This window comes from Mycobacterium mantenii, from assembly GCF_010731775.1.
Taxonomy (GTDB): Bacteria; Actinomycetota; Actinomycetes; order Mycobacteriales; family Mycobacteriaceae; genus Mycobacterium; species Mycobacterium mantenii.
On record NZ_AP022590.1, the window covers coordinates 3482672 to 3505427 of the forward strand.

General features: G+C 67.5%; 25 protein-coding genes and 1 pseudogene. 4 read left to right on the forward strand and 22 right to left on the reverse strand.

What is annotated here, in order from left to right; genetic code table 11:
* Nucleotides 1-46 precede the first annotated feature (46 nt).
* The 13 genes from G6N50_RS15600 to G6N50_RS15660 form a co-directional block, all read right to left on the reverse strand.
* Nucleotides 47-2425, reverse strand: a complete 2379-nt coding sequence (locus tag G6N50_RS15600; protein ID WP_083093325.1) for an arylsulfatase — start codon at nt 2423-2425, stop codon at nt 47-49.
* An 88-nt stretch (nt 2426-2513) separates the two neighbouring features.
* Entirely contained in the window at nt 2514-2861 is a 348-nt protein-coding gene (rpsQ, locus tag G6N50_RS15605) for a 30S ribosomal protein S17 (RefSeq protein ID WP_083093324.1), read from the reverse strand.
* A complete protein-coding gene (gene rpmC, locus G6N50_RS15610; protein WP_007773580.1) occupies nt 2861-3094 on the reverse strand; it encodes a 50S ribosomal protein L29 in 234 nt (77 codons plus the stop codon). Before rpmC ends, rpsQ begins: the two co-directional genes overlap by 1 nt.
* Nucleotides 3094-3510 carry a 50S ribosomal protein L16 gene (rplP, locus tag G6N50_RS15615; protein ID WP_007773582.1) on the reverse strand — a complete coding sequence of 139 codons (417 nt, stop codon included), beginning with the start codon at nt 3508-3510 and terminating at the stop codon, nt 3094-3096. The genes rpmC and rplP overlap by 1 nt, the downstream gene beginning before the upstream one ends.
* A 3-nt stretch (nt 3511-3513) precedes the next feature.
* Nucleotides 3514-4353, reverse strand: a complete 840-nt coding sequence (rpsC, locus tag G6N50_RS15620) for a 30S ribosomal protein S3 (RefSeq protein WP_083093322.1) — start codon at nt 4351-4353, stop codon at nt 3514-3516.
* Entirely contained in the window at nt 4353-4877 is a 525-nt protein-coding gene (gene rplV / locus G6N50_RS15625; RefSeq protein WP_083093321.1) for a 50S ribosomal protein L22, read from the reverse strand. The genes rpsC and rplV overlap by 1 nt, the downstream gene beginning before the upstream one ends.
* Entirely contained in the window at nt 4874-5155 is a 282-nt protein-coding gene (gene rpsS, locus G6N50_RS15630; protein ID WP_007773585.1) for a 30S ribosomal protein S19, read from the reverse strand. The genes rplV and rpsS overlap by 4 nt, the downstream gene beginning before the upstream one ends.
* A gap of 17 nt (nt 5156-5172) precedes the next feature.
* Complete coding sequence (gene rplB / locus G6N50_RS15635; RefSeq protein ID WP_067833773.1) at nt 5173-6015, reverse strand: 50S ribosomal protein L2; 843 nt, start codon at nt 6013-6015, stop codon at nt 5173-5175.
* Nucleotides 6016-6043: 28 nt separating this feature from the next.
* Nucleotides 6044-6346 carry a 50S ribosomal protein L23 gene (rplW, locus tag G6N50_RS15640; RefSeq protein ID WP_007773589.1) on the reverse strand — a complete coding sequence of 101 codons (303 nt, stop codon included), beginning with the start codon at nt 6344-6346 and terminating at the stop codon, nt 6044-6046.
* Entirely contained in the window at nt 6346-7026 is a 681-nt protein-coding gene (rplD, locus tag G6N50_RS15645) for a 50S ribosomal protein L4 (RefSeq protein ID WP_083093319.1), read from the reverse strand. Before rplD ends, rplW begins: the two co-directional genes overlap by 1 nt.
* Nucleotides 7026-7679 (reverse strand): 50S ribosomal protein L3, encoded by a 654-nt coding sequence (rplC, locus tag G6N50_RS15650; protein ID WP_067833768.1) that lies wholly within the window; start codon nt 7677-7679, stop codon nt 7026-7028. Before rplC ends, rplD begins: the two co-directional genes overlap by 1 nt.
* Before the next feature lie 13 nt (nt 7680-7692).
* A complete protein-coding gene (gene rpsJ, locus G6N50_RS15655; RefSeq protein WP_003873519.1) occupies nt 7693-7998 on the reverse strand; it encodes a 30S ribosomal protein S10 in 306 nt (101 codons plus the stop codon).
* Between the two features lie 345 nt (nt 7999-8343).
* Entirely contained in the window at nt 8344-8952 is a 609-nt protein-coding gene (locus G6N50_RS15660) for a TetR/AcrR family transcriptional regulator (protein WP_282957574.1), read from the reverse strand.
* Nucleotides 8953-9092: 140 nt separating this feature from the next.
* Here G6N50_RS15660 and G6N50_RS15665 point away from each other — a divergent pair, with 140 nt between their 5' ends.
* Nucleotides 9093-10688 carry an MFS transporter gene (locus G6N50_RS15665; RefSeq protein WP_083093315.1) on the forward strand — a complete coding sequence of 532 codons (1596 nt, stop codon included), beginning with the start codon at nt 9093-9095 and terminating at the stop codon, nt 10686-10688.
* Nucleotides 10689-11365: 677 nt separating this feature from the next.
* Here G6N50_RS15665 and mftG read toward each other — a convergent pair.
* The 7 genes from mftG to mftA all read right to left on the reverse strand — a co-directional run bounded on the left by mftG (nt 11366) and on the right by mftA (nt 17916).
* The gene (mftG, locus tag G6N50_RS15670) at nt 11366-12805 is read right to left on the reverse strand and encodes a mycofactocin dehydrogenase MftG (RefSeq protein WP_083093313.1); all 1440 of its coding nucleotides are present in this window, start codon (nt 12803-12805) and stop codon (nt 11366-11368) included.
* Between the two features lie 8 nt (nt 12806-12813).
* A complete protein-coding gene (gene mftF / locus G6N50_RS15675; protein WP_083093311.1) occupies nt 12814-14232 on the reverse strand; it encodes a mycofactocin biosynthesis glycosyltransferase MftF in 1419 nt (472 codons plus the stop codon).
* Nucleotides 14229-14960, reverse strand: coding sequence for a mycofactocin biosynthesis peptidyl-dipeptidase MftE (gene mftE / locus G6N50_RS15680; protein WP_083093309.1), 732 nt, complete (start codon nt 14958-14960; stop codon nt 14229-14231). Before mftE ends, mftF begins: the two co-directional genes overlap by 4 nt.
* A 163-nt stretch (nt 14961-15123) precedes the next feature.
* Nucleotides 15124-16311, reverse strand: coding sequence for a pre-mycofactocin synthase MftD (gene mftD, locus G6N50_RS15685; RefSeq protein WP_083093307.1), 1188 nt, complete (start codon nt 16309-16311; stop codon nt 15124-15126).
* A 2-nt stretch (nt 16312-16313) separates the two neighbouring features.
* Nucleotides 16314-17519 carry a mycofactocin radical SAM maturase gene (gene mftC / locus G6N50_RS15690; RefSeq protein ID WP_083093305.1) on the reverse strand — a complete coding sequence of 402 codons (1206 nt, stop codon included), beginning with the start codon at nt 17517-17519 and terminating at the stop codon, nt 16314-16316.
* Nucleotides 17516-17842 carry a mycofactocin biosynthesis chaperone MftB gene (gene mftB / locus G6N50_RS15695; protein ID WP_197748027.1) on the reverse strand — a complete coding sequence of 109 codons (327 nt, stop codon included), beginning with the start codon at nt 17840-17842 and terminating at the stop codon, nt 17516-17518. The genes mftC and mftB overlap by 4 nt, the downstream gene beginning before the upstream one ends.
* Entirely contained in the window at nt 17827-17916 is a 90-nt protein-coding gene (mftA, locus tag G6N50_RS15700) for a mycofactocin precursor MftA (RefSeq protein WP_007773607.1), read from the reverse strand. The genes mftB and mftA overlap by 16 nt, the downstream gene beginning before the upstream one ends.
* 99 nt (nt 17917-18015) lie before the next feature.
* On the opposite strand from mftA, the gene mftR reads away from it, so the two are divergent.
* Complete coding sequence (gene mftR, locus G6N50_RS15705) at nt 18016-18612, forward strand: mycofactocin system transcriptional regulator (protein WP_163650973.1); 597 nt, start codon at nt 18016-18018, stop codon at nt 18610-18612.
* On the forward strand, nt 18609-19652 hold the full coding sequence (locus G6N50_RS15710) for a DUF2332 domain-containing protein (protein WP_083093302.1): 1044 nt from the start codon (nt 18609-18611) through the stop codon (nt 19650-19652). Before mftR ends, G6N50_RS15710 begins: the two co-directional genes overlap by 4 nt.
* 57 nt (nt 19653-19709) lie before the next feature.
* Here the strand turns inward: G6N50_RS15710 and G6N50_RS15715 are convergent.
* Nucleotides 19710-20399, reverse strand: a pseudogene (locus tag G6N50_RS15715) (aldo/keto reductase); the annotation flags it as partial.
* A 301-nt stretch (nt 20400-20700) separates the two neighbouring features.
* Between G6N50_RS15715 and G6N50_RS15720 the strand changes: the two are divergent.
* Nucleotides 20701-21528, forward strand: a complete 828-nt coding sequence (locus tag G6N50_RS15720) for an inositol monophosphatase family protein (protein ID WP_083093299.1) — start codon at nt 20701-20703, stop codon at nt 21526-21528.
* 30 nt (nt 21529-21558) lie between these two features.
* Here G6N50_RS15720 and G6N50_RS15725 read toward each other — a convergent pair whose 3' ends face one another.
* Nucleotides 21559-22746, reverse strand: a complete 1188-nt coding sequence (locus tag G6N50_RS15725; protein WP_083093297.1) for an NAD(P)/FAD-dependent oxidoreductase — start codon at nt 22744-22746, stop codon at nt 21559-21561.
* Nucleotides 22747-22756: the final 10 nt, after the last annotated feature.

A 22756-nucleotide genomic window follows, 5' to 3' on the forward strand; every position in this document is an offset into this window, starting at 1 on the left:
GGGGCCGCCGGTTTGCTGAGCTGGCGCCCTCGCGTCTGCCGCCGGGTCAGTCCCGCGAAAAGGCAAGCGCGATTTCGGTTTCCACGTCCACGTAGGGCCGGCCCGACAGGTCGACGGTGACCTGAGCGATGGTGCCACCGGTGAACGTGTAGGGCGCCTTGTAGCGGCTGGACACTCGGGATCCGCCGTTGTGCCCGACCGTGATACCGGCTCCCGCCAGCCCGAAGGTGCCGGGGTGGGTGGTCACTCCGGCCAGTGAGCCGACGAGCTCGTCGTCGATGAAGAGCGAGACGTCGCCCAGCGGCGTGTGACTGTTTTCGACCGTTCCGGTGCGTGAATAGCTGGCGCCGAACAGATGCCTGCCCAGGGGTACGGCGACGGACGAGGAGACCTCCTGCTGGCGCTCGCCGAGGAAGTTGTACACGTAGTGCAGCCGGCCGTCCTGGATGAACAGCACATGCCCACCGTGCGCGCCGCCCTGCTTGAACAACACGCCTTCGGCGCCGGTGGTGTCGATGGTCACGTCGGCCAGGACCGAGAAAGACCGGCCCCGGATTTCGGCGGCGGCACCGATGCTCACATCCGCGCAGCCGGGATAGTAGATGTAGCTGTCCCGATCGCTGACCAGATACGGCCGCGATCGCCCCAGGGTCTCCAGTATGTTCAGATCCGACAGCGGCAGCCCGTTGTACTTGGCCGCCTCCGAGAACCACAGCGCCTTGAGTTCCTCTAGCTTGTCCGGGTTTTCGGCGGCCAGGTCGTGGCACTGGCTGCGGTCCGCCTCGATATGGAACAGTTCCCAGCGATCGGCATCGAAATGCGACCAGCCGGCTGGTGTCGCCGCATGCACGGTATTGGCGAACCAGCCCTGATCCCAGATCCCGCGGGTACCCAGCATGGTGTAGAACTGGGTGCGCTTGCCGGTGTCGGCGCCCGGATCGGCGAGGGCCGCTTTGAAACTCACGCCGTCCAGCGGCTTCTGGGCAATGCCCTTGACAGTTTCCGGCGGCGTCATCCCCAGCAGATCGTAGACGGTCGGAGTGATGTCGCAGACGTTGACGTAATTGTCGCGGACCTCCCCGTGTGCGGCAATGCCGTTGGGCCACGAAATGATTGCCGTGTCGGCGATGCCGCCCTCATGCGAGGCGTACCGCTTGTACAGTTTGTAGGGCGTGTTGAACGCCATCGCCCATCCGATGGGGTAATGGTTGTAGGTCTCGGGGCCGCCGAGATGTTCGAACAGCTTCATGCTCTCTTCGACGGTGTCGATGTAGCCGTTGAAGAACTTGCCCTCGTTCACCGATCCGTTCGGGCCGCCCTCACCGCTGGCACCGTTGTCGGAGATCACCACGATGATGGTGTTGTCCAGCTGACCCGATTCCTCGAGATAGTCCAGGATTCGGCCGATCTGGGCGTCGGTGTAGCTCAGGAAACCGGCGAACACCTCGGCCATCCGGGAGAACAGCTTCTTCTCTTCGTCGTTGAGCGAGTCCCAGGGCCGCACGGTGTCCTGCAACGGCCACGGCTCACCGCCCGGTCCCTTCACGTCGAGATACGGGTTCACCGGCGACAATTCGGTCTCGGGCGGCACGATGCCCAGCGACTTCTGCCGCTCCAGCACCACCTCGCGGTAGCGCTCGTAACCCATGTCGAAGCGGCCGGCATACTTGTCGGCCCATTCTTTGAAGACGTGATGCGGCGCGTGCCCGGCGCCGGGGCACACGTAGGAGAACCAAGGCTTCTCAGGCGCAATCACTTTCGCGTCGCGGATGAATTCGATCGTCTTATCGGCGAGGTCCTTCGAGAGGTGGTAGCCGTCCTCGGGGGTGCCCGGCGGACGCACCGGGTGGTTGTCGTACACGAGGTCGGGATACCACTGATCGGTTTCGCCGCCCAGAAACCCGTAGAACCGTTCGAAGCCGCGCGAGGTCGGCCAGTGCCGCTTCGTCGACGCGAGGTTCGATTCCTCCAGCGGCGTCAAGTGCCACTTGCCCACGCAGTAGGTGTTGTAACCCCGCTCGGCGAGAGCCTCGGAAAGCAGCCCGGTGTCAAACGGGATGCGGCCGTTGGCGTTGGGGAACCCCTCGGTGAACTCCTCGATCGTGGCCATGCCGACGGTCGTGGCGTTGCGACCGGTGAGCAACGACGCCCTGGTCGGCGAGCACAGCGCGGTGGTGTGAAACTGCGAGAGCCGGATGCCGCGTTCGGCGATGCGCGACATCGCGGGCATCTCAACCAAACCGCCGAAGCAGTCCCAGGTTGCGATGCCCGTGTCATCCCACACCAGGTACAGGACGTTCGGCGCGTTCGGGGGCGCGGTCGGTGCGGCGTAGGGGCCCCAATCCGGTTCGGAATCCCGGATGTCGAGCTCGATCTTGCCCCTGAATTGTCCGGATTGCCCGGATTGCCCCGACCCAGCCACCATCGTCAGCCTCACTCTCGTAGCGGACTTGCCGAACGTGCGTGAAGACTACACCCGGGACCGGGCGTCGTGGTGGTGGTATTAAAAGGGCTTACTTCGCCTTTTCCAGAATTTCGACGAGCCGCCAACGCTTGGTCGCCGACGTCGGGCGGGTCTCCATCAGCGAGACGCGGTCGCCGATCCCGGCGGTGCTGTTCTCGTCGTGCGCCTTGACCTTGGTGGTGGTCCGGATGATCTTGCCGTACAGCGGGTGACGCACCCGATCTTCCAGCTCGACCACGATGGTCTTCTGCATCTTGTCACTGACGACGTACCCGATGCGGACCTTGCGGCGTCCGCGCACCTTCGGGTTGGCCGGAGTGTGCTTGGGGCCCTTGTCCTTCGACGCGGCCTCGGTTGTGGCGGCCTTCTTGGGGGCAGCCTTCTTGGCTTCTGCCATCACGATTCCTTACCGTCGGGCCCGGAAGCCAAGCCCAGTTCTCGTTCGCGGAGCACGGTGTAGACCCGCGCGATCTCCTGACGCACCGTGCGGAGCCGGCGGTTGTTGGTGAGCTGACCGGTCGCCATCTGGAAACGCAGATTGAACAGCTCTTCCTTGGATTCGCGCAGCCGCTCGGCCAGCTCCTCTTCGGTGAGCTCACGCAGTTCGCCAGGCGAAATTCCCACTGCCATCAGAACTGATCCTCTCGAGTCACGATGCGTGCCTTGATCGGCAACTTGTGGATTGCGCGAGTCAGTGCCGCCCGGGCGGTCTGCTCGTTGGGGTAGCTGAGTTCGAACAGCACCCGGCCCGGCTTGACGTTGACCACCCACCACTCGGGCGACCCCTTACCCGAACCCATGCGGGTTTCGGCGGGCTTCTTGGTCAGCGGACGGTCGGGGAAGACGTTGATCCACACCTTGCCGCCACGCTTGATGTGCCGGTTGATGGCGATACGAGCGGACTCGATCTGCCGGTTGGTGACGTAGGCGTGCTCGAGGGCCTGGATGCCGTAGTCACCGAAGTTCACCGCCGTGCCGCCACTGGCGATGCCGCGCTGGCGGGGGTGATGCTGCTTGCGGTGTTTAACCCTGCGGGGAATCAACATGATTCAGCTCTCCGTGCTTTGTGGTTCTGCAGCGGGTGCGGCCTGGGTCGCGGCGGCTGCTGCGCCCTCTTCGGCGCTTGCGGCCGCGCGGCCGGCTTCGGTACTGGTGGCCGTGGTGCCCGACGCGCCACTGCGACGCGGACGGGTGCCCGACGGACGCTCGCGGCGCGAACGCTCGGCGCCCGCCGGAGCGGCAGCGACCAATTCGCGCTTGCCGCCGACGACGTCGCCCTTGTAGATCCAGACCTTCACGCCGATCCGGCCGAAGGTCGTCTTGGCTTCGTACAGGCCGTAGTCGATGTCGGCGCGCAGCGTGTGCAGCGGCACCCGGCCCTCGCGGTAGAACTCCGAGCGGCTCATCTCGGCACCACCGAGACGGCCGGAGCACTGCACCCGGATGCCTTTGACGTTGGGCTGACGCATCGCCGACTGGATGGCCTTACGCATCGCGCGGCGGAACGCCACGCGGTTGCTCAGCTGCTCGGCGACGCCCTGGGCCACCAATTGTGCCTGCGACTCCGGGTTTCTGACCTCGAGGATGTTGAGCTGCACCTGCTTGCCGGTCAGCTTCTCCAGGTCGGCACGGATCCGGTCGGCCTCGGTGCCGCGACGGCCGATGACGATGCCGGGACGCGCGGTGTGGATGTCCACCCGGACCCGGTCACGGGTGCGCTCGATCTCCACGTCGGCGATCCCGGCCCGCTCCAGGCCGGTCGAGAGCAGCCGCCGGATCGCGACGTCTTCCTTGACGTAGTCCGCGTACTGCTTGTCGGCGTACCAGCGTGACTTCCAGTCGGTGGTGATGCCCAGCCGGAAGCCGTGCGGATTGATCTTCTGGCCCACTAGTCTGAGCCTCCCTTCGCGTCAGAGGTCTCAGACGTCTTGGCTTCGGCTTTCGTTGCGGCCTTCTTCGCGGGCGCCTTGGCCGGCGCTTTCTTGGCCGGTGCCTTCGCGGCGGCCTTGCTGGCCTCCGCGCGACGGGCCCGGGTCGACTTGGCCGACCCCTGGTCCTTGCCCGGCCGGCTTTCCACCACGACCGTGATGTGGCTGGTGCGCTTGCGGATCCGGAACGCGCGGCCCTGGGCGCGCGGACGTATGCGCTTGGCGGTGGGGCCCTCGTCGGCGTAGACGGTGGCGACCACCAGGGTCGCCGGATCCAGCCCGTTGTTGTTCTGCGCGTTGGCCGCCGCACTGGCGATCACCTTGGCCACCGGCTCACTGGCGGCCTGCGGCGCCCAGCGCAAGATGTCCAGCGCGTCGGCCACCGAGCGGCCGCGCACCAGGTCGATCACCCGGCGCGCCTTTCTCGGCGACACCCGCACGAAACGTGCTTTGGCCACCGCCGAGGGGAATTCCGTTGTGGTCATCGCCGTTTGGCCTTCCGGTCGTCCTTGATGTGTCCCTTGAAGGTGCGGGTGGGCGCGAATTCACCAAGCTTGTGGCCGACCATCGCCTCGGTGACGAACACCGGGACATGCTTGCGTCCGTCGTGGACGGCGAAGGTGTGGCCGATGAAGTCAGGAATGATCGTCGAACGCCGCGACCATGTCTTGATCACCTGTTTGGTGTTCTTCTCGTTCTGCGTGTCCACCTTCTTGAGCAGGTGACCGTCGACGAACGGGCCCTTCTTCAGGCTGCGTGGCATGTGCTACTCCTGACTTCCTAGCGACCGTGCTTCTTGCCGGTGCGCCGGCGTCGGACAATGAGCTTGTTACTGGCTTTGTTCGGGTGGCGGGTGCGGCCCTCGGGCTTGCCCCACGGGCTCACCGGGTGGCGACCACCCGAGGTCTTACCCTCACCACCACCGTGCGGGTGGTCCACCGGGTTCATGACCACACCACGGACCGAAGGGCGCTTGCCCTTCCACCGCATCCGGCCGGCCTTGCCCCAGTTGATGTTCGCCTGCTCGGCGTTGCCGACCTCGCCGACCGTGGCGCGGCAGCGCACGTCGACGCGGCGGATCTCGCCGCTTGGCATACGCAGCGACGCGTAGGTGCCCTCTTTACCGAGCAACTGGATGCTCGACCCGGCCGACCGCGCCAGCTTGGCGCCGCCGCCCGGCCGCAGTTCCACGGCGTGGATCACGGTACCGGCCGGGATGTTGCGCAACGGCAGGTTGTTGCCCGGCTTGATGTCCGCGTTCGGGCCGCACTCCACCACGTCGCCCTGCGAGAGTCCCTGCGGCGCAATGATGTAGCGCTTCTCGCCGTCCAGAAAGTGCAGCAACGCGATGTTGGCGGTCCGGTTGGGGTCGTATTCGATGTGCGCAACCTTGGCGTTGACACCGTCTTTGTCGTTGCGACGGAAGTCGATCACCCGGTAGGCGCGCTTATGGCCACCACCCTTGTGGCGAGTGGTGATGCGGCCGTGCGCGTTTCGCCCACCGTGACCGTGCAGCGGGCGCACCAGCGACTTCTCCGGCTCCGAACGAGTGACCTCGGAGAAATCGGACACGCTCGAGCCGCGACGGCCGGGGCTCGTCGGCTTGTACTTACGAATTGCCATGTCTAATCAGGTCTTCCTCTCGCGGCGGCTACGCCGGTGCCCCGAACAGATCGATCGGCTTGCTACCCGGCGCCAGCGTGACGATGGCCCGCTTGGTGCTCTTGCGCTTGCCGAATCCGGTCCTGGTGCGCTTGCGCTTACCCTGCCGGTTCGCGGTGTTCACCGACGCGACCTTGACGGAGAAGATCTTCTCGATGGCGATCTTGATCTGCGTCTTGTTCGAATCGGGGTGCACCACAAACGTGTACACGTTGTCGTCGAGCAGCGAATAGGACTTCTCCGAGATGACCGGGCCCAGGATGATGTCGCGGGGGTCAGTGATGGTCGCCATCAGGCCGAAACCTCCACATCTTTATCGGCGGCCGCACCGGTGGCCCCGGCGATGTAGGCGTTGAGCGCCTCAACGCTGAACACCACGTCGTCGGAGCGCAGCACGTCATAGGTGTTGAGCTGGTCGGGAGCCAGGATGTGCACACCGGGCAGGTTGCGCACGCTCTTGGCGCCGGCCTCGTCACTGCGGCCGATCACGACCAGCACCTGCTTGCGGTCGGTCAGCGTGCCCAGGAACGCCTTGGCGCTCTTGGTGGACGGCGTCTGACCCGACACCAGCTCGGTGATCGCGTGGATGCGGCCGTTGCGCGCCCGGTCGGACAATGCGCCGCGCAACGCCGCGGCGATCATCTTCTTGGGCGTGCGCTGGCTGTAGTCGCGGGGCTTGGGGCCGTGCACGACGCCACCGCCGGTGAACTGCGGGGCACGCGTCGAACCCTGTCGGGCCCGGCCGGTTCCCTTCTGCCGGTAGGGCTTACGGCCACCACCGCTGACGTCGCCACGCGTCTTGGTCGAGTGCGTGCCCTGACGCGCCGCCGCCCGCTGCGCGGTGACCACCTGGTGCATCAGCGCGATATTGGCCGGGGCATCGAACAATTCGGCCGGCAGCTCGACCGAGCCGTCGACCTTGCCGCCCGGCGTCTTGACGTCGATCTTGAGCGTCTTGGAGCCTTCTGCCATCACTTCTCACCTCGTTTGACCGCGCTGCGGACCACGACGAGTCCACCGGTGCGGCCGGGGACCGCGCCCTTGATCAGCAGCACGCCGTTCTCGGTATCGACCTTGTGCACCAACAGGTTCTGGACGGTCACCCGATCGCTACCCATCCGGCCCGCCATCCGGGTGCCCTTGAAGACCCGGGCCGGAGTGGCGCAGCCGCCGATGGAACCCGGGCGGCGGTGCACCGCCTGGGCACCGTGACTGGCGCCCTGACCGGAGAAGCCGTGGCGCTTCATGGTGCCGGCGAAGCCCTTGCCCTTGGAGGTGCCCGTGACGTCGACGTAGGCGCCGTCGGCGAAGATCTCCGCCGTCAGCTCTTGGCCGACCTCGTACTCGGCCGCCGCCTCCGGGTTGTCCAGGCGCAGCTCGGCGAGGTGCCGGCGCGGGTTGACGCCCGCGGCGCTGTACTGACCGGTCACCGGCTTGTTGACCTTGCGGGGGCTGATCTCGCCGTAGGCCAGCTGCACGGCGCTGTAGCCGTCACGCTCGGGGGTACGGATCCGGGTCACCACGTTGGGGCCGGCCTTGACGACCGTCACCGGCACGACCCTGTTGTTCTCGTCGAACACCTGCGTCATGCCCAGCTTGGTACCCAGAATGCCTTTTCTTGCCATGAGTCTGGATCTCCTACTGGATGTTGACGTCGACACTGGCCGGAAGGTCGATGCGCATCAGCGCGTCGACAGTCTTTGGCGTCGGGTCGAGGATGTCGATCAGCCGCTTGTGCGTGCGCATCTCGAAGTGCTCCCGCGAGTCCTTGTACTTGTGCGGGGAGCGGATGACGCAGTACACGTTCTTCTCGGTCGGCAGCGGCACCGGACCTACGACGCTGGCACCCGTGCGGACGACGGTCTCGACGATCTTGCGCGCCGACGCGTCAATAGCCTCATGGTCGTAGGCCTTAAGCCTGATGCGGATCTTCTGTCCCGCCACGCTTCTCCTACCCTCACTCCTGTTAAGGCCCGAAACCGGGCCTGGTGCCACCGGCGCGCCGATCGGGCCGGCCAACTCTGGGCCGATCGAGCGCTGCGCCGGATATTGCGCCGCTGTTTACCTGTCGTGGTCCACCGGCCCCCGCGGTCGGGTGTGTCACCCTCACGCAGCCTCATCCGCGGCCAAAATCGTCGCGTTCAAGGATGGGACCGGACGCGCCCGTTTGGACGCTGGTCGTATGCCCGACCAGGCGCAAACCCGGCTCAAGGCAACCTGAACAGTATGCCTCAGATCGTGGGTTTGGCCAAATCCCGCGAGGAGGCCGCCGACCTGGTTTTTTAGGCCTCAGGCGCCCGTGGATTCGATGCTCGCCGCGCCGGCCCGGTTGTGTGCGCGCTGGATATAGAGGAAACCGTCGACCGCCGCCAGCGCGCACTCGCGGTAATCGAAGTCGGGAAGGGTGGACAGGCGGCCCAGCACCAAGGGGCCGATCAGCAGCGCGATCGCCCGGGATCGGTCCACCTCGCCCAGCTCGGCGGCCTCGTGGCTGTCGAAGATGGCGTCGAATGGCGCCGCGTACTGCTGGGCGATGCGCTCGCGCAGCGTGGTGATCGCCGCGCTGTCCGCGGCGTGGCTGTCGCGGGGCTCCGGCATCTCCTCCAGGTTCCGGCCCAGGGCCAGCCACGACATGGCCGTCATGACCGCGGGCGCCTGGGCCACCGACTCGGCCTGGGCCAGCACCACCGCCACCAGGCGGTCCCGCAGCGAACCCTCGGCCGGCGGCGTGGGAGACGGCGGGATGAGGCTGTTGAAAGCCGCTGCCAGCAAATCGTTTCCGCTCGGGAAGTGGCGATACAGCGTGGCTCTCGCTACGTTGGCGGTACGGGTGACCGCGTCGACGGTCACCGCGCTGGGGCCTCCGGCGCGCAGTAGGGAGACAGCGGCTTCCAGCAACCTGGCCCGCGACCTCGCGGGGCGCGGATCGGATGTCCCGGCGGTAATTGTGATGCACCCCTCGTTTCCAAACAAGACTATCCGTCTATCTATGAGACCAGTGGTCTCGAAAATCCGCGCGCTCCCGAGGAGGCACAGCTATGGTCGAAACCCTCGTCCGGCCTGACCAGCGTACTGGCGAGACCCCCATCGCCGGTAGCTTCCGGGTACGAAATTGGACGCTGGCCGTCGCCTGCATGGGTGTCGCGCTGGTCGTCGCGTCGATGACGGCCCTGAACACCACGCTCGGAGACCTAGCGGTAGCTACCTCGGCGACCGCGTCGCAGCTGAACTGGATCGTCGACGGCTACACCGTGGCGCTGGCGTGTCTGCTGTTGCCGGCCGGAGCGATCGGTGACCGCTATGGCAGACGCGGTGCGCTACTGATCGGGTTGCTCGTGTTCTCGATCGGTTCGATGGCACCGGCGCTGCTGCACAGCCCTCCCCAGATCATCGCGAGCCGGGCGATGGCCGGGATCGGCGCCGCATTCGTCATGCCCGCCACGCTGTCCCTGCTGACCGTGGCCTATCCGAAAGACGACCGCACCAAGGCCGTCGGCATCTGGGCCGGTACGGCCGGCTCTGGTGGCGTCATAGGCATGATCGGTTCCGGCCTATTGCTTCGCTTTTGGGACTGGCATGCGATCTTCTGGTCACTGGGTATCGCTGGACTGGTGATTTTCGCGCTGGCGTGCACCGTCGGATCGTCTCGCGACACGGGCGCTCCCCAGATCGACTCGTTAGGCGCAGTACTGATCGGCGCCGCGGGCGCCATCGCCGTGGCCGCGATCCTGGAAGCACCCGGGCGCGGATGGAATGATTCGCTGGTCTGGGGCGGGCTGGTCGTAGGCGCGGTCATCGCCGCAGTTTTCGGTGTCCACCAGTTGCGCCGGGCATCGCGGGGCAGGCAACCACTGCTGGATGTCCGGTTGTTCGCCGACCCGAATTTCGCTACGGGCGTCGCCGCGATCGTCGTCCTGTTCGGCGCCACCTTCGGTTTCTTCTACATCGGCATGCAGTACGTGCAGCAGATCATGGGCTACTCCCCGCTGGCGACCGCAGTCGCGTTCGGGCCCTTTATGTTGCCGCTGGGCATCTTCTCAGCCTTGTCGTTCTGGTATGTGCCCCGGCTGGGTCTGAGGCTGGTGCTGTTCGTCGGCATCCTGCTGACGGCGGTCGGATTCGGGTGCATGTACGGACTCGACCTCCACTCGACATATTTCGAATTCGCCTGGCCCACAATGATTCTCGCCACCGGAATCGGAATCTGCACGGCACCGACAACTTCAGCGATCATGGGTGCCGTTCCCGACGAGAAGCAGGGGGTCGCCTCCGCCGTGAACGACACGTCGCGCGAAATGGGCGGCGCGCTGGGCATCGCGGTGGCCGGTTCCATCCTGGCCGGCCGCTACTCGCACGAGCTCGCGCCGAAGCTGGCGGGCTTTCCCGGACCGATCCGCGGTCAGGCCACCGACTCGCTGGCCAAGGCCGTCGAGATCGCCGCGCGGCTCGGACCCCAGGGGCGGCAGCTCGCCGACATAAGTAAGGCCGCATTCCTGACGGCCCTGCATGCTTCCACCATTACGATGGCCGCGATCGTTGCCGTCGCCGCCGTGGTGATCGGGGTGTGGGCTCCGGGCCGCGACGGCCGTCAGCTGCGCCCGGTGCGCGCCCTGCTGTCGCGGCGTCACAGCTGAGCCACGCTGCATCCAATAGTGTTGTCCGACAGCGGCTTCACCGTGCAATCGGTCTGAAGAACGCTTGAAAACCTCTGCCGCTTCTGGTATCAGAAATATATATCGACAGATACAGATCATCTCTTCGAGGCGAGGTGCGATGTGGTGTTGATGAGCGAGACGAGCATGGCCGAGCCGGCATGCCCCGCGCTGAGCGAGGCGGCGGCGATCGTGGAGGCCGAATGGATTCGCCTGGGGCGACTGGGCGGGCCGGCTCGACACGCCGTCTGCGAGCTTCCCGCAGCGCGACAGTGCCGCCCCCGCACAGGCACCGCAGTGTCCACCGAACCGGCGGGCCGCCGGCGCAACACACCCAACCGCGGTCGCACAGCCCGTTTGCCCGTCTTCCTGGTGTGGGCGCGGCAGCGTTCACCTCCGCTACGAGCGTGACTGCCCGTGACTGCCTGCGTTTTCGAGCGAAAGGGGGTACCGGCCGGAGTAAGCAAGAGCATGTGAACAGCGAGCCGGCGGTCGTGCCGTCCACGAATATTGCGACGCACTGTCCGCGCGACGCACAAGATCTGCGCGCGCACCGCCACCTGTCGTGGCCATTTACGTGGACCGCATGCACATTCGCCGCTCGGTTGGGGTGGGCCCCAGGCCGCACACCTGGGGCCCACCCGCACACGCCTACGGCATCACTGAACGAACTCCGCGGCCCGGTGCCCGATCATCACGATCGTGGCGTGCGGCCCGCGGCTGGTGATTGCGGGCAGGATCGAGCCGTCGATCACCCACAGGTTGTCGACGCCGAGCACCCGACACCGCGGGTCGACGACGGCGCACGGGTCGGTGTCGGGGCCCATCGGCGTGGTGCCGCAAAGATGTTGCGAGGTGGACCAGACGGGGGCGCCGACATAGATTGCGGTACCGGCCAATTCGCGGGCCAATTCGGCTCCGCGGCCCAGCGCCGCGATGTCGCCGGGCTCGCTGTCGTAACGATGCTCGATCCTGGGCGCCGCGTCGGGATCCGCCGATGCCAGCGTGATCCGCCCGCGCGCCCGCGGCTGCATGAGCGCCACCCCGATGTGCGGCCAATCCGGGTGCCCGGCGGTGCCGTCCCCGGTCATGGCGACGAATCCGCCCGTGTAGGGCCTGATCTCGAGATCGTCGGCGGTGCTGAGCACCACCTCGAGCACCGGCCGGCCGGGGGCCACCGCCCAGTCGGTGGGCAACACCCACTCGGGGTGATCGGAGAACGACGCCCCCACCGGCAGCGGCGCCACCACGGGTACGCCGGCGGCCCGCAACCCCTCCGGCGCGCCGATGCCGGAGAGCATGAGGAGCTGCGCCGTTTGAATGGCGCCGGCGCACAATACGATTCGGTCGGCGGTCATCACCGTGCGGCCGTGCGGGCCGATCGCGTCGACACCCACGGCGGTGGTGCCGGCGAAACGCAACCGCGCCGCGCACGTCCGCGCCCGCAACGTCAGGTTCGGCCGGCTCAGGGCCGGCAGCAGATATCCCGCACCCGATCCGGTACGCACGCCGTCGACGATGTTGAGCGGGACGGCACCCATCCCCGAAACCGGCTCGGGCCCAACGTCGTTGAGGTCGCCGATCCAGTCGAATCCCGCACGCTGCGCGGCGGCGATGAAACGTTCGGTGGTTCCGGTCATTTCGTGCGTGCGGCGCACCCGGATGGGACCGCTGCCGCCGTGGGCCGGGCCATCGAAGTCCAGGTCGGTCTCGATGGCGCGAAAACTGTCGAGGACATCGGACCAGGCCCAGCCCGGCAGCGCCAGGCGATCGAAGTCGCGCGGCAGCCCTCGGCAGAAGTAGCCGCCGTTGATCGCGCCCGATCCGCCCACCGTCGCCCCGCGCACCAGGGGGTGCACCCGGGCGGGTTCGTCGGTGAGACGGGTCTGATAACGCTGGACCAGCGGACTGCCGACGCCTATCGGCAACTGCAACCCGTTGGCGGTCTGGGCCAGCAGTCCCGGCTCGTCGAGCGCCGGTCCTGCCTCGAGGACGGTCACCGTGCAACCCGGATCGGCGGAAAGACGTTCCGCAACAACCGATCCTGCACTGCCGGCGCCGACGATCAGCACATCGCTGTGCGAGACGGCTGTGGTCAAGGTGGTGGTTAACTCCGGATCTGGGGCTTCAGGGCGCGCACATTGCGCTCGCGCAGCACGCCCCACCACAACCCGAGCCCGTAGGCCAGGTCGTCGACGCGCTTGAGCAGCAGGTAGGCGGGCAGTCCGATCGGTTCGACGTCGTCGCTGAGGGCGTCGCGGCGGTGCAGCCAGTCGACCACCCCGTCCATCACGGCCGCAACCACGACCACCCGCCTGAAATGGCGCGACATGGTCGCGGCCACCAACGCCAGCGGCCAATAGTGCCGGCACAGCGCCGACGCCAGCTGCAGCGCCGCCGACCACAGCCCGCGGCCGGCGATCATCGCGACATCGGACATCGACGTCTCGGCGCTGCGCATCGCCCGCGCGATCCGGCGACCGGTCAGTACCGCCAGCACGATGGACGCCAGCCGGGTAAGGGTGGACCCGAATGCCATCAGGATCCACGTCATCAGCGCCCAACCGGAAATCACCACCGGCGCCGTCTTGTCCGGGTGGCGTACCGACAGCGGAGCCGCCGAGCCGCCGTAGAACGCCTTGCGCGCGAGCCAATCCCGCAATTCGGTGCGATGGTCGTGGGCGACCAGCGCGATCGGCTCGTAGCGCAGCCGGGCGCCCGCCTCGATGAGCCTCCAGCACAGGTCGACGTCCTCGCCGGACTGCAGGGTCTCGTCGAACCCGCCGACATTTCGGATCGCCGAGCACCGGCAGATGATCGCCGCGCTGGGCACGTAGGACACTGTGCTGTGCGGCAGCACCGGCGCTTCACGCTCACCGAGGTCGAGCGAGGAGTGCAGCGCCTCGTAGCGCGCCACCGCGTTCTCGCTGTGCGACAGGCCGACGATGCGGGGCGCGACCAGGCCGACCGTGGGATCGCAGAAGTGACCGAGCAGGGCTTCGAGCCAGCCGCGGCGCGGTGCGACGTCGGAGTCCAGGAAGGCGACGAAGTCCGTTTGGCAGGCCCCCAGCCCGGTGTTGCGGGCCGCCGCCGGGCCCTTGCTGCGGTGGTGGCGCAGCACCTCGATGTCGCAGTGCGTGCCGACGAAGTCTTCCGGCTCGATCGGCGGTGACGAGCCGTCGTCCACCACCACGACGCGCAGGCCGCGCAGTGAGCTCACCAGGCGACGCACCCCAGAAAGGTTGTCCCGCACCGGGATTACCACCGTGACGTCATGGTGCGACGGGCCGCCGGCCGGCCGGGGATGCGCCACCGTGGCGTCCAGCAGGGTGCGGGCGAGTTGGGCGCTGAGGTCGTCACGCACCTTCAGCCGGCCATCCGAAAGCATGCCCTGCGCGGCGGGAGCCAACTTAAGCAGCCGGGTCGGCGAACCGCCGAGCAGCGCCGAGCCATCGCCGAGCACCCGCACGCGGCGATCGACCTGAACGGCGAACCCGTCCGGCAGCCGGGGTGCCGGCGCGCTCATGTGAGAATCCCGTCGGGCCCGGGCCGCCACCGGGTGACGCGACGGACACAGTCGTCGACCATCTCGGCGAAGATCCGCCCGCCCTCGGCGGCGGTGGCGGTGGTCGGGTCGCCGAGCACGCCGACCGGGCTGACCGCCGCGACTCCCCCGCGGCGCATCGACCCGAGCAACTCGGGCAGGGGCGCGGTGTTGCCGGCCACCCGCTGATCGGTCCGGACCACGGTCGGCGAGATATACAGCAACACCGATGTTTCGGTATGGCCGGCGTGGGCGTCACCGCCGACGGTCAGGCAGGGGCACCAGCCGACGTCGCGGCCCTCGGTGCGCAACAGCGCCACCGCGCTGTTGCACGCCGCGACATTGCCGCCGTGGCCGTTGACGAAGACGAGGCGCCGGGCCCAGCCGGCCGCCGACCTGCCGTACTCGACCAGCAGCATCGTCAGTGCCTCGGTGCCGAGCGAGATCGTTCCGGCGAAGCTCTGGTGCTCACCGCTGGCGCCGTAGGCGATGGCCGGCGCCACCAGCCACTGGTGCCCGAGGCGGGCCTGAGCGTCGCCGGCCACCGCCGTCGCGATCCGGGTATCGGTGTCCAGCGGCAGGTGGGGACCGTGTTGTTCGGTCGATCCCAGGGGAACCATCACCGACGGCGCCACTCCTGATAGCTGGCTCGACGTCGCGGTTCCCAATTCGCCGAGTACGGACACTCGGTGATGGTAGGACGAATTCACCTGGCGTGCACCGATTGTTGAAGCTTGAAAATAAGTTTTTTTCTGGGTCGTTCACTGGGTGTTCGGATTGTGGACTCGTTCGTCACGGTTACCTCGCCCGTATCACGATTTGCGCAGACGTCACATAATCCGGATAAAGTCGCCCTGAACAGCCCGGCTTTTGCTACGCGCCGGCCGACGGCACGCCCAGCGCCCGGGTGAAACCGGGCGGCACCAGGATGTCGTCGGGTCCCAGGTCGTGAACCGAGGAACGCCCCAGACCCATCAGCGCCGAGTCGATGCCGCCGCGCAGGATGTCGAGGACGTTCTCCACGCCCGGCTGGCCGGCCGCGGCCAGCCCCCACAGGTAGGCCCGGCCGATCATCACCGCGCGCGCTCCCAGCGCCACGGCCTTGACGACGTCGCTCCCGCGCCGGACGCCGCCGTCGAGCAACACCTCGATCTGATCGCCGACGGCCGCGGCCACCGCGGGCAGGGCCCGGATCGAGGCCGGCGTGCCGTCCAAGTTGTTGCCGCCGTGGTTCGACACCGATATCGCCGAAACTCCCGCATCTACTGCCCTTTTGGCGTCATCGACGCGCATCACACCCTTGAGCATGAACGGCCCGCCCCACAGTTCGCGAAGCCAGGCGATGTCCTCCCAGGTCGGCGGCGGCGTCCCCATCCACTCCCCGTAGGCCTGGAAGAAGGGGGGGCCGGGCTCGCCGCGGCGGCCCTGGTTGGGTACCCGCAGCTCCGGCGGCCGCATGGTCTTCGCCCACTGCAAAAACCAGCGCGGCTTGGTGATGACCTCCGGACTCATCTTGACGATGGTCTTGAAGTCCATCTTCTCCGGGATCGACGGGCTGCCCCAGTCCCGGCCGTGCGAGAAGCTCCAGTCGGTGGTGACGATCAGGCCCACCGCTCCGGCCGCCCGGGCGCGCTCGACCCGCGCGGCGATCGCGTCGCGGTCGCCCAGCCAGTACACCTGGAAGAACACCTTGGGGTTGGCCGCGATGACCTCTTCGATCGGCTTGCTGGCGAACGAGGACAGCCCCATGGCGGTACCGCGGGCGGCGGCGGCGCGCGCCACGGCGACCTCACCATCGGGGTGGACCGCCTGCACGCCGGTCGGTGAGATCAGCACCGGCAGCGAAATCTCTTGCCCCATAACGTTGGTCGTCATGTCGCGCTTTTCCTGCGCGCCGACGACGTGCGGCGCGAAACCGAGTTCGCTGAAGGCTGCCACGTTGTCGGAGACCGTGACTCCCTTTTCGCTGGCCGAGATCAACGACGAGTAGGCCGATTTCGGCAGCCGGCGCTTGGCGCGTTGCTGCGCGATGGCAACGGTTTCAAACCATGCGTCGGCCATTGTCACACCGGACTTTCGTTACACATGCGGGCCGGCGGCACGGCCGGCGTGACCGCCGGGGGTCGCAGCGACAGGGTCAGCGGCACCGGTTGGCGGATGCGCTTCCCGCGGGAGTGATCGGCCCGGGGGCGCGGCGTCTCGCGCTCGTGCGCCAGCGCCGTCGCGCTGTGACCCTGGACGCATTCGGGGTCCGGGCCGTCCAGGGGGAGGCCGGTGAAGAACTTGGCGGCCATGCAGCCGCCCCGGCAGCTGTCGTAGTGTCCGCAGCTGCCGCAGGCGCCCGCCGACTGGGGTTCGCGCAGCTCGCGGAACAGCGGGGCGTTCTTCCAGACGTTGTCGAATCCCGCGTCCGACACCACGTTTCCGGCCAGGAAGCGGTCGTGGATGGCGAACGGGCAGGCGTACACGTCGCCGACCGGGTCGATAAGGCACACGACGCGGCCCGCGCCACACATGTTCAGGCCGGCCAGGGCGCCGGATTGGCCGAGCGGGGCCAGGTGGAAGAACGAGTCGCCGGTGAGCACCCGCTCGCCTTTGGCGACCAGCCAGTCGTACAGCTGCACCTGCTGGTCGGCGGTGGGGTGCAGCTCTTCCCAGACGTCGGCGCCACGCCCGGACGGGCGGAGCCGGGTGATCCGCAGCGTGGCTCCGTAACGGCTTGCCAGCGCGGCGAATTCGTCGAGCTGGTCGACGTTGTGCCGGGTGACGACCACCGAAATCTTGGCGTCGGCGAAACCGGCGTTGGCGAGGTTTTCCAGCGCCCGTACCGCCATGTCGAACGACCCGGGCCCGCGGACGGCGTCATTGACCTCGGCGGTGGCGCCGTCCAGCGAGATCTGGACGTCGACGTAGTCGCTGGCCGCCAGCCGCGCGGCGACCTCAGGCGTGATCCGGACGCCGTTGGTGGAGAACTTCACGCCGACGTGGTGGGCGGTCGCGTAGTCGACCAGTTCCCAAAAGTCCGGGCGCACAGTGGGTTCCCCGCCACCGATGTTGACGTAGAACACCTGCATGCGTTCTAGTTCATCGATGATGTCCATGCATTGCCGGGTGGACAGCTCGCGCGGGTCCCGCTTGCCCGACGACGACAGGCAGTGCACGCAAGCCAGGTTGCAGGCGTATGTCAGTTCCCAGGTGAGGCAGATGGGCGCGTCGAGCCCGTGCTCGAACTGCTCGATCAGCCGGGGTACGGGGGCCGCTGTTGTCATTGATCGTCCTTCCGGGGCACCAGCATGTTGGACTCGACGAGCACACCCAGCGCATGCAGGTACGGCGCCTGCGCGGCGTCGTCCACCCCGGCCGCGCGGCAGGCGGACCGGAGGTCGGCATGGTCGGCCAGCGACTTCACCACCGTGAGGATGGTGCGGTTCTTCAGGAACGACAGCTTGCGGGTACCGAAGTGGTAGAGCAGCGCGCCGAACGGCTCCGGCCGAACCGCTACCTGAGGGTGGAGTAACCAGCCGCGATCGGGATCGAACGGGGTTCCCGTTCGAGCCTCCGCGGGTGCGGGCACGGTCAGTAGACCCCGCACATGCCGTCGATGGATACCTCTTCGACCAGGGTCTCGGTGACGAGCTGGGTGTCAGTTTCGGTCTCGTGATCCACGGGGCCTTGCCTTTCGTCCGGTCTTGACAACGATGGGGTCTGAGTCACACTCGCCGTCAGAATATGGCATCGAGTGCCGAAATGGAAGGGCCGGGTCCGATGATGCCGCAGCCGCGGGTGGGCAGGCGCCGCTCGACCACCCCGCACCACATCACCGACGTCGCGATCGACATGTTCACGGCCCGCGGTTTCGCCGAGGTGAGCGTCGACGACGTCGCCCACGCCGCCGGCATCTCCCGCCGGACCCTCTTCCGGTATTACGCGTCCAAGAACGCCATTCCCTGGGGCGACTTCGACAATCACCTTGCCCACCTGCGCGATCTGCTCGACAAGGTCGAATCCGACGTGCGCCTGGGTGATGCGCTGCGCTCAGCACTGTTGGCGTTCAACACCTTTGACGAATCCGAGACGGCCCGGCACCGCCAGCGCATGCGGGTGATCCTGCAAACCGCTGAGCTGCAAGCGTATTCGATGACGATGTATGCCGGCTGGCGCGAGGTGATCGCCGGGTTCGTGGCCCGCCGCCTGGACTGTAAGACCGCCGATCTGCTGCCCCAGACCGTCGCCTGGACGATGCTCGGGGTGGCGCTGTCGGCCTACGAACACTGGCTCAGCGATGAGTCCGTCCCGCTGCCGGTTGCCCTGGGCAACGCCTTCGACGTTGTCCGCGCCGGGCTGGACGGACTGGACAGGTGACCGAGCACCTGGTGCACACCCTCCGGTCGCAGGGCAGGTTCTGCGACTCGTCGGGCTCGCGGATGTATGGCGAACTGTGCGAGCTGGTGGCCGGCGACGTCGGGTCCGGCGGCGTCTTCGCGACCGTCCTGTCCGGGCGCGAGGACGCCCCGTCGGGCGACGCGGTGCCGCTGCGGTTGCTCGGCGGGCTGCACCGGCTGGTGCTCGACGGCCGAGCGGCGCACCTGCGCCGCTTCTATCCCAGCACGGGGGGCGCGTGGGACGCCGGGTCCGCCTGGCCGGAGATTCTGGACACCGTGGCCGGTCACGTCGACATGCTGCGCGCGGCGCTGGGCCGGCCACCGCAGACCAACGAGGTGGGCCGGTCGGCCGCGCTGATCGGCGGACTGCTACACATCAACCAGGAATTCGGCTTGCCCATAAGGCTTTTCGAGATCGGATCGAGTGCGGGCCTGAACCTGCGCGCGGACCACTACCGCTACCATTTCGCCGGGGGCCACTGGGGACCGGCCGACGCAGCGGTGACCATCGACGAAGCGTGGCGCGGCGCGCTGCCGCCCCGGCGCGAATTGCGGATCGTGGCGCGCCACGGATACGACATCGCGCCCATCGACGTCGGCGACACCGACGGGGAGATGACCGTGCTGAGCTACGTCTGGCCCGACCAGGGCGCCCGGCTGGCGCGGCTGCGCGGCGCCATCGAGGTCGCCCGCCGGGTCCCGGCCGGGCTGGAGCGCCGGAGCGCAGCCGACGCGGTCGCCGGCCTGACACTGACGGATGGCGCGCTGACCGTGTTGTGGCATTCGATCACCTGGCAGTATCTGTCCGTCGACGAACGCAGCGCGGTGCTCGCCCACGTCGACGCGCTGGCCGGACGGGCCGATGCGGGCTCGCCGTTCGCGCACCTCACGATGGAGCCCGCCCGCGACGGCCCGGGCGCACCGATCAAGTTCGTGGTGCGGGCGCGCTGCTGGCCGCACGGCGATCCGCAGATTCTGGGCGAATGCCATCCGCACGGGCCCCCGGTGGACTGGCTATGACCGGCACGGCCCAATGCCGAACTGCGGTACGGTATTTCGGCCGCAACCGGATCGGGGCTAGGTTCCCATGAAGGTCATCGGATCGTGCAGCACGCGGGTGCCGTCGTGCAATCCTTCGATCGCTTCCATGTGCACGGGGTCGAGGGTGAAGTCGAACACGTCCAGGTTCTGGGCGACGCGCTCGGGCTTGGACGATCGCGAGACGACGACGTTGTCCAGCTGCAGGTTCCACCGGACCAGGACCTGTGCGGGTGTGCGGCCGTACTCGGCGGCGATCGAGGTCACGACCGGCTCCTCGATCAGCCGGCCGACGCCCAGCGGGCTGTAGGACTGCGTGGTCACCTCGTGATGGGCGTGGGCCTGGCGCAGCTCGGCCTGGTTCAGCCGCGGGTGCAACTCGACCTGGTTCACCGCGGGCACCTCGTCGGCTTCCTCGATGACCGTCGCCAGCAGCTCCTCCGTGAAGTTGCAGACGCCGATCGAGCGGACGTGCCCCTCTTCGCGAGCCACTTTCATGCCCTCGAAGCTCTCCACATACTTGCCCAGCTTCGGCGCCGGCCAGTGGATCAGATAGAGGTCGAGATGATCCAGCCCGAGTCGGTCCAGGCTCTGCTTGCACGACTGCTGGGCGGTGTGGAAGCCCTGTTTGGAGGTGCCCAGCTTGGTGGCGACGAACAACTCCTCGCGGGGGATGCCCGACGCGGCTATCGCGCGCCCGACGGCATCCTCGTTTCCGTAGGAGGCGGCGAGGCATGTCGGCACAGCAAAATTCGTCACATCGAAGAGTTACGGGTTTCCAGCACAATGAGTTTGGCTGTGCCGGTGCTGGCAATTGTGTGACACGGACTACAACGCCGCCGCATTGGCCATCGAGCGTTCCAAATGCGAGGTGTGTCGCCATCGAATTGTGCTGTGGTGCATGCCCAATTTGCGCCGCTTTGGTCTAATACCCGATTCGCCCGGGGTGCGGGCGACGCGAAATAGCTGAACCCTTATGCTCGAAAAACGCCGAACGCACCCAACACTGGAAGCGAGGCAGATCTGTCCCATGAAGACAATGCAAGAACTTTTCGAAATAGCTTGGCAAGCAACACAAATCGGTGCCACCAGGCTCAAGAAGTCACAGCCGAGCTCGGTACAGCACAAAGGTGACCGCGACACTGTCACCGATGTCGACCTCACCATCCAGCGCGATATCGACGACTACCTCACCCAGATCACACCCGATATCGCGCTACTGGCCGAAGAGTCCGAGCACCAGCCGGACATCGAAACTTCCGAGTGGCTGTGGGTGCTCGACCCCATCGACGGCACGTCCAATTTCGTCCACGGCCTGCCGCTGTGCGCGGTATCGCTGGCCCTGCTGCACGCCGGCCGCACCGTACTGGCCGTCACCCACGCCCCCCTGATCGGCAAGACCTACCACGCCATCGAAGGCAAGGGCGCGTTCGTCAACGGGCAACGGATCACCGCCAGCGCCACCGACAGCCTCAGCGGGGCCATCGTGTCCCTCGGCGACTATGCCGTCGGCCACGATGCCGGCCGACTCAACGCGCACCGGCTGGCGCTCACCACCGAGCTGGTGCCCCGCGTCGAGCGCATCCGGATGATCGGCGCGGCCACGCTCGATCTCGCTTTCGTCGCCGAGGGCGCCCTGGACGCCTGCGTGATGATGTCCAACAAGCCGTGGGACACCGCCGCGGGGACACTGCTCGCCCGCGAAGCGGGAGCGCTGCTCACCGACGCGCGGGGCAACCCGCACACCCACAAATCCGCGTCGACGATCGTCACCGCGCCGGGTGTCGCCGAGCAGCTCGCCACGGTGATTCGCAATACCGGCATCCCCAGCGACCCGTACGCGGTCGCCGCCGTCTAGCGGCGGACGTGTACCAGTAGTGGGCTTGCCTCAGCCCAGCACTTCGGCGATGGGCACGGCCGCGGCGATCTTGGCACGCGCCTTCATGACCTTGCCCGGCATCCCGCCGCCGACCACCCCAACCAGGGCCCCGTCGCGTTCGTAGTAGGCCAGAAACTTGCGGCCGTCGTCCTCGACGACGTGCACGATGTCGTCGGCCTCCGGCTCGCCCAGGCACTGGATCTTGACGTCGTACTGGTCGCTCCAGAAGTACGGGACCACCACCACCGGCGGCACATCCTGGCCCAGCATCGCGGGCACGACGGCACGCGCCTGGTCGGCGACATTGCTCCAATGTTCAACGCGCCCTTGGTGTCCCATCGCGTCACGCCACGACGCGACATCACCGAGCGCCCACACATTCGGCGCGCTGGTCCGTCCGGCCTCGTCGCAGATGACGCCGTTGTCGACCTCGACGCCGCTGCCCTCGAGCCATTCGGTCGCCGGGCGCGACCCGATGCCGACGACCACTATGTCGGCCGGCAGTTCGGTGCCGTCGCTCAACACCACCGCCTCGACGTGTTCCTCACCGCGCACCTCCGCCACCCCGACGCCGAGGCGGACGTCGACGCCCTCGGCGCGGTGCAGCCGGGCCACCAGCTCACCGATCCGCTCGCCGAGAACCGCGGCCAGCGGCGTCGGCTGCGGCTCCACCAGAACCACGTCCACGCCCAGGCTGCGCAGGCTGGCCGCCACCTCGCAGCCGATGAAGCCGGCGCCGATGACGACGGCGCGCTGCGCCGCGGACGCGTGCTTGCGCAGCGCCATGCTTTCGTCGAAGGACCGCAGCACGCGGATCCCCTCGAGATCGGGGATGGCCGGGATGCGCCGGGGCACCAGGCCGGTGGCTATCACCAGTTCGGCGTAGCCGAGCGTCGTGCCGTCGTCGAGAGTCACCCTCTGCGCCGCGGTGTCCAGACTCCTCGCGGCCGACCCCAGTCGCAGGGTGATGTCGTTCTGGTCGTACCACTCGCGGGGTTTGAGCGCGGTGTCGTCGACCTCTTTGCGCAGCACCTCTTTGGACAGCGGCGGGCGGTCGTAGGGCAGGTGCACCTCGTCGCTGACGATTGTGATGGGCCCGGAATACTCCGAGCGCCGCAGCTGCTCGGCGGTGCGGGCGGCGGCCAGTCCGCCGCCGACAATCACGATTCCGTTGTTGGCGCTTGCGTCACTACTCACGTGGAGTTCA

Bases quoted from the DNA above. Each gene is read 5' to 3' on its own strand.
- G6N50_RS15720 (WP_083093299.1), top strand. From the start codon at position 20,701: ATGAAGACAATGCAAGAACTTTTCGAAATAGCTTGGCAAGCAACACAA.
- rplV (WP_083093321.1), bottom strand. From the start codon at position 4,877: ATGACCACAACGGAATTCCCCTCGGCGGTGGCCAAAGCACGTTTCGTG.
- mftD (WP_083093307.1), bottom strand. From the start codon at position 16,311: ATGGCCGACGCATGGTTTGAAACCGTTGCCATCGCGCAGCAACGCGCC.
- rplD (WP_083093319.1), bottom strand. From the start codon at position 7,026: ATGGCAGAAGGCTCCAAGACGCTCAAGATCGACGTCAAGACGCCGGGC.
- mftR (WP_163650973.1), top strand. From the start codon at position 18,016: ATGATGCCGCAGCCGCGGGTGGGCAGGCGCCGCTCGACCACCCCGCAC.
- mftC (WP_083093305.1), bottom strand. From the start codon at position 17,519: ATGACAACAGCGGCCCCCGTACCCCGGCTGATCGAGCAGTTCGAGCAC.
- rplP (WP_007773582.1), bottom strand. From the start codon at position 3,510: ATGTTGATTCCCCGCAGGGTTAAACACCGCAAGCAGCATCACCCCCGC.
- rpsQ (WP_083093324.1), bottom strand. From the start codon at position 2,861: ATGGCAGAAGCCAAGAAGGCTGCCCCCAAGAAGGCCGCCACAACCGAG.
- rplB (WP_067833773.1), bottom strand. From the start codon at position 6,015: ATGGCAATTCGTAAGTACAAGCCGACGAGCCCCGGCCGTCGCGGCTCG.
- rplC (WP_067833768.1), bottom strand. From the start codon at position 7,679: ATGGCAAGAAAAGGCATTCTGGGTACCAAGCTGGGCATGACGCAGGTG.
- G6N50_RS15665 (WP_083093315.1), top strand. From the start codon at position 9,093: ATGGTCGAAACCCTCGTCCGGCCTGACCAGCGTACTGGCGAGACCCCC.
- mftF (WP_083093311.1), bottom strand. From the start codon at position 14,232: ATGAGCGCGCCGGCACCCCGGCTGCCGGACGGGTTCGCCGTTCAGGTC.
- G6N50_RS15600 (WP_083093325.1), bottom strand. From the start codon at position 2,425: ATGGTGGCTGGGTCGGGGCAATCCGGGCAATCCGGACAATTCAGGGGC.
- rplW (WP_007773589.1), bottom strand. From the start codon at position 6,346: ATGGCGACCATCACTGACCCCCGCGACATCATCCTGGGCCCGGTCATC.
- rpmC (WP_007773580.1), bottom strand. From the start codon at position 3,094: ATGGCAGTGGGAATTTCGCCTGGCGAACTGCGTGAGCTCACCGAAGAG.
- rpsS (WP_007773585.1), bottom strand. From the start codon at position 5,155: ATGCCACGCAGCCTGAAGAAGGGCCCGTTCGTCGACGGTCACCTGCTC.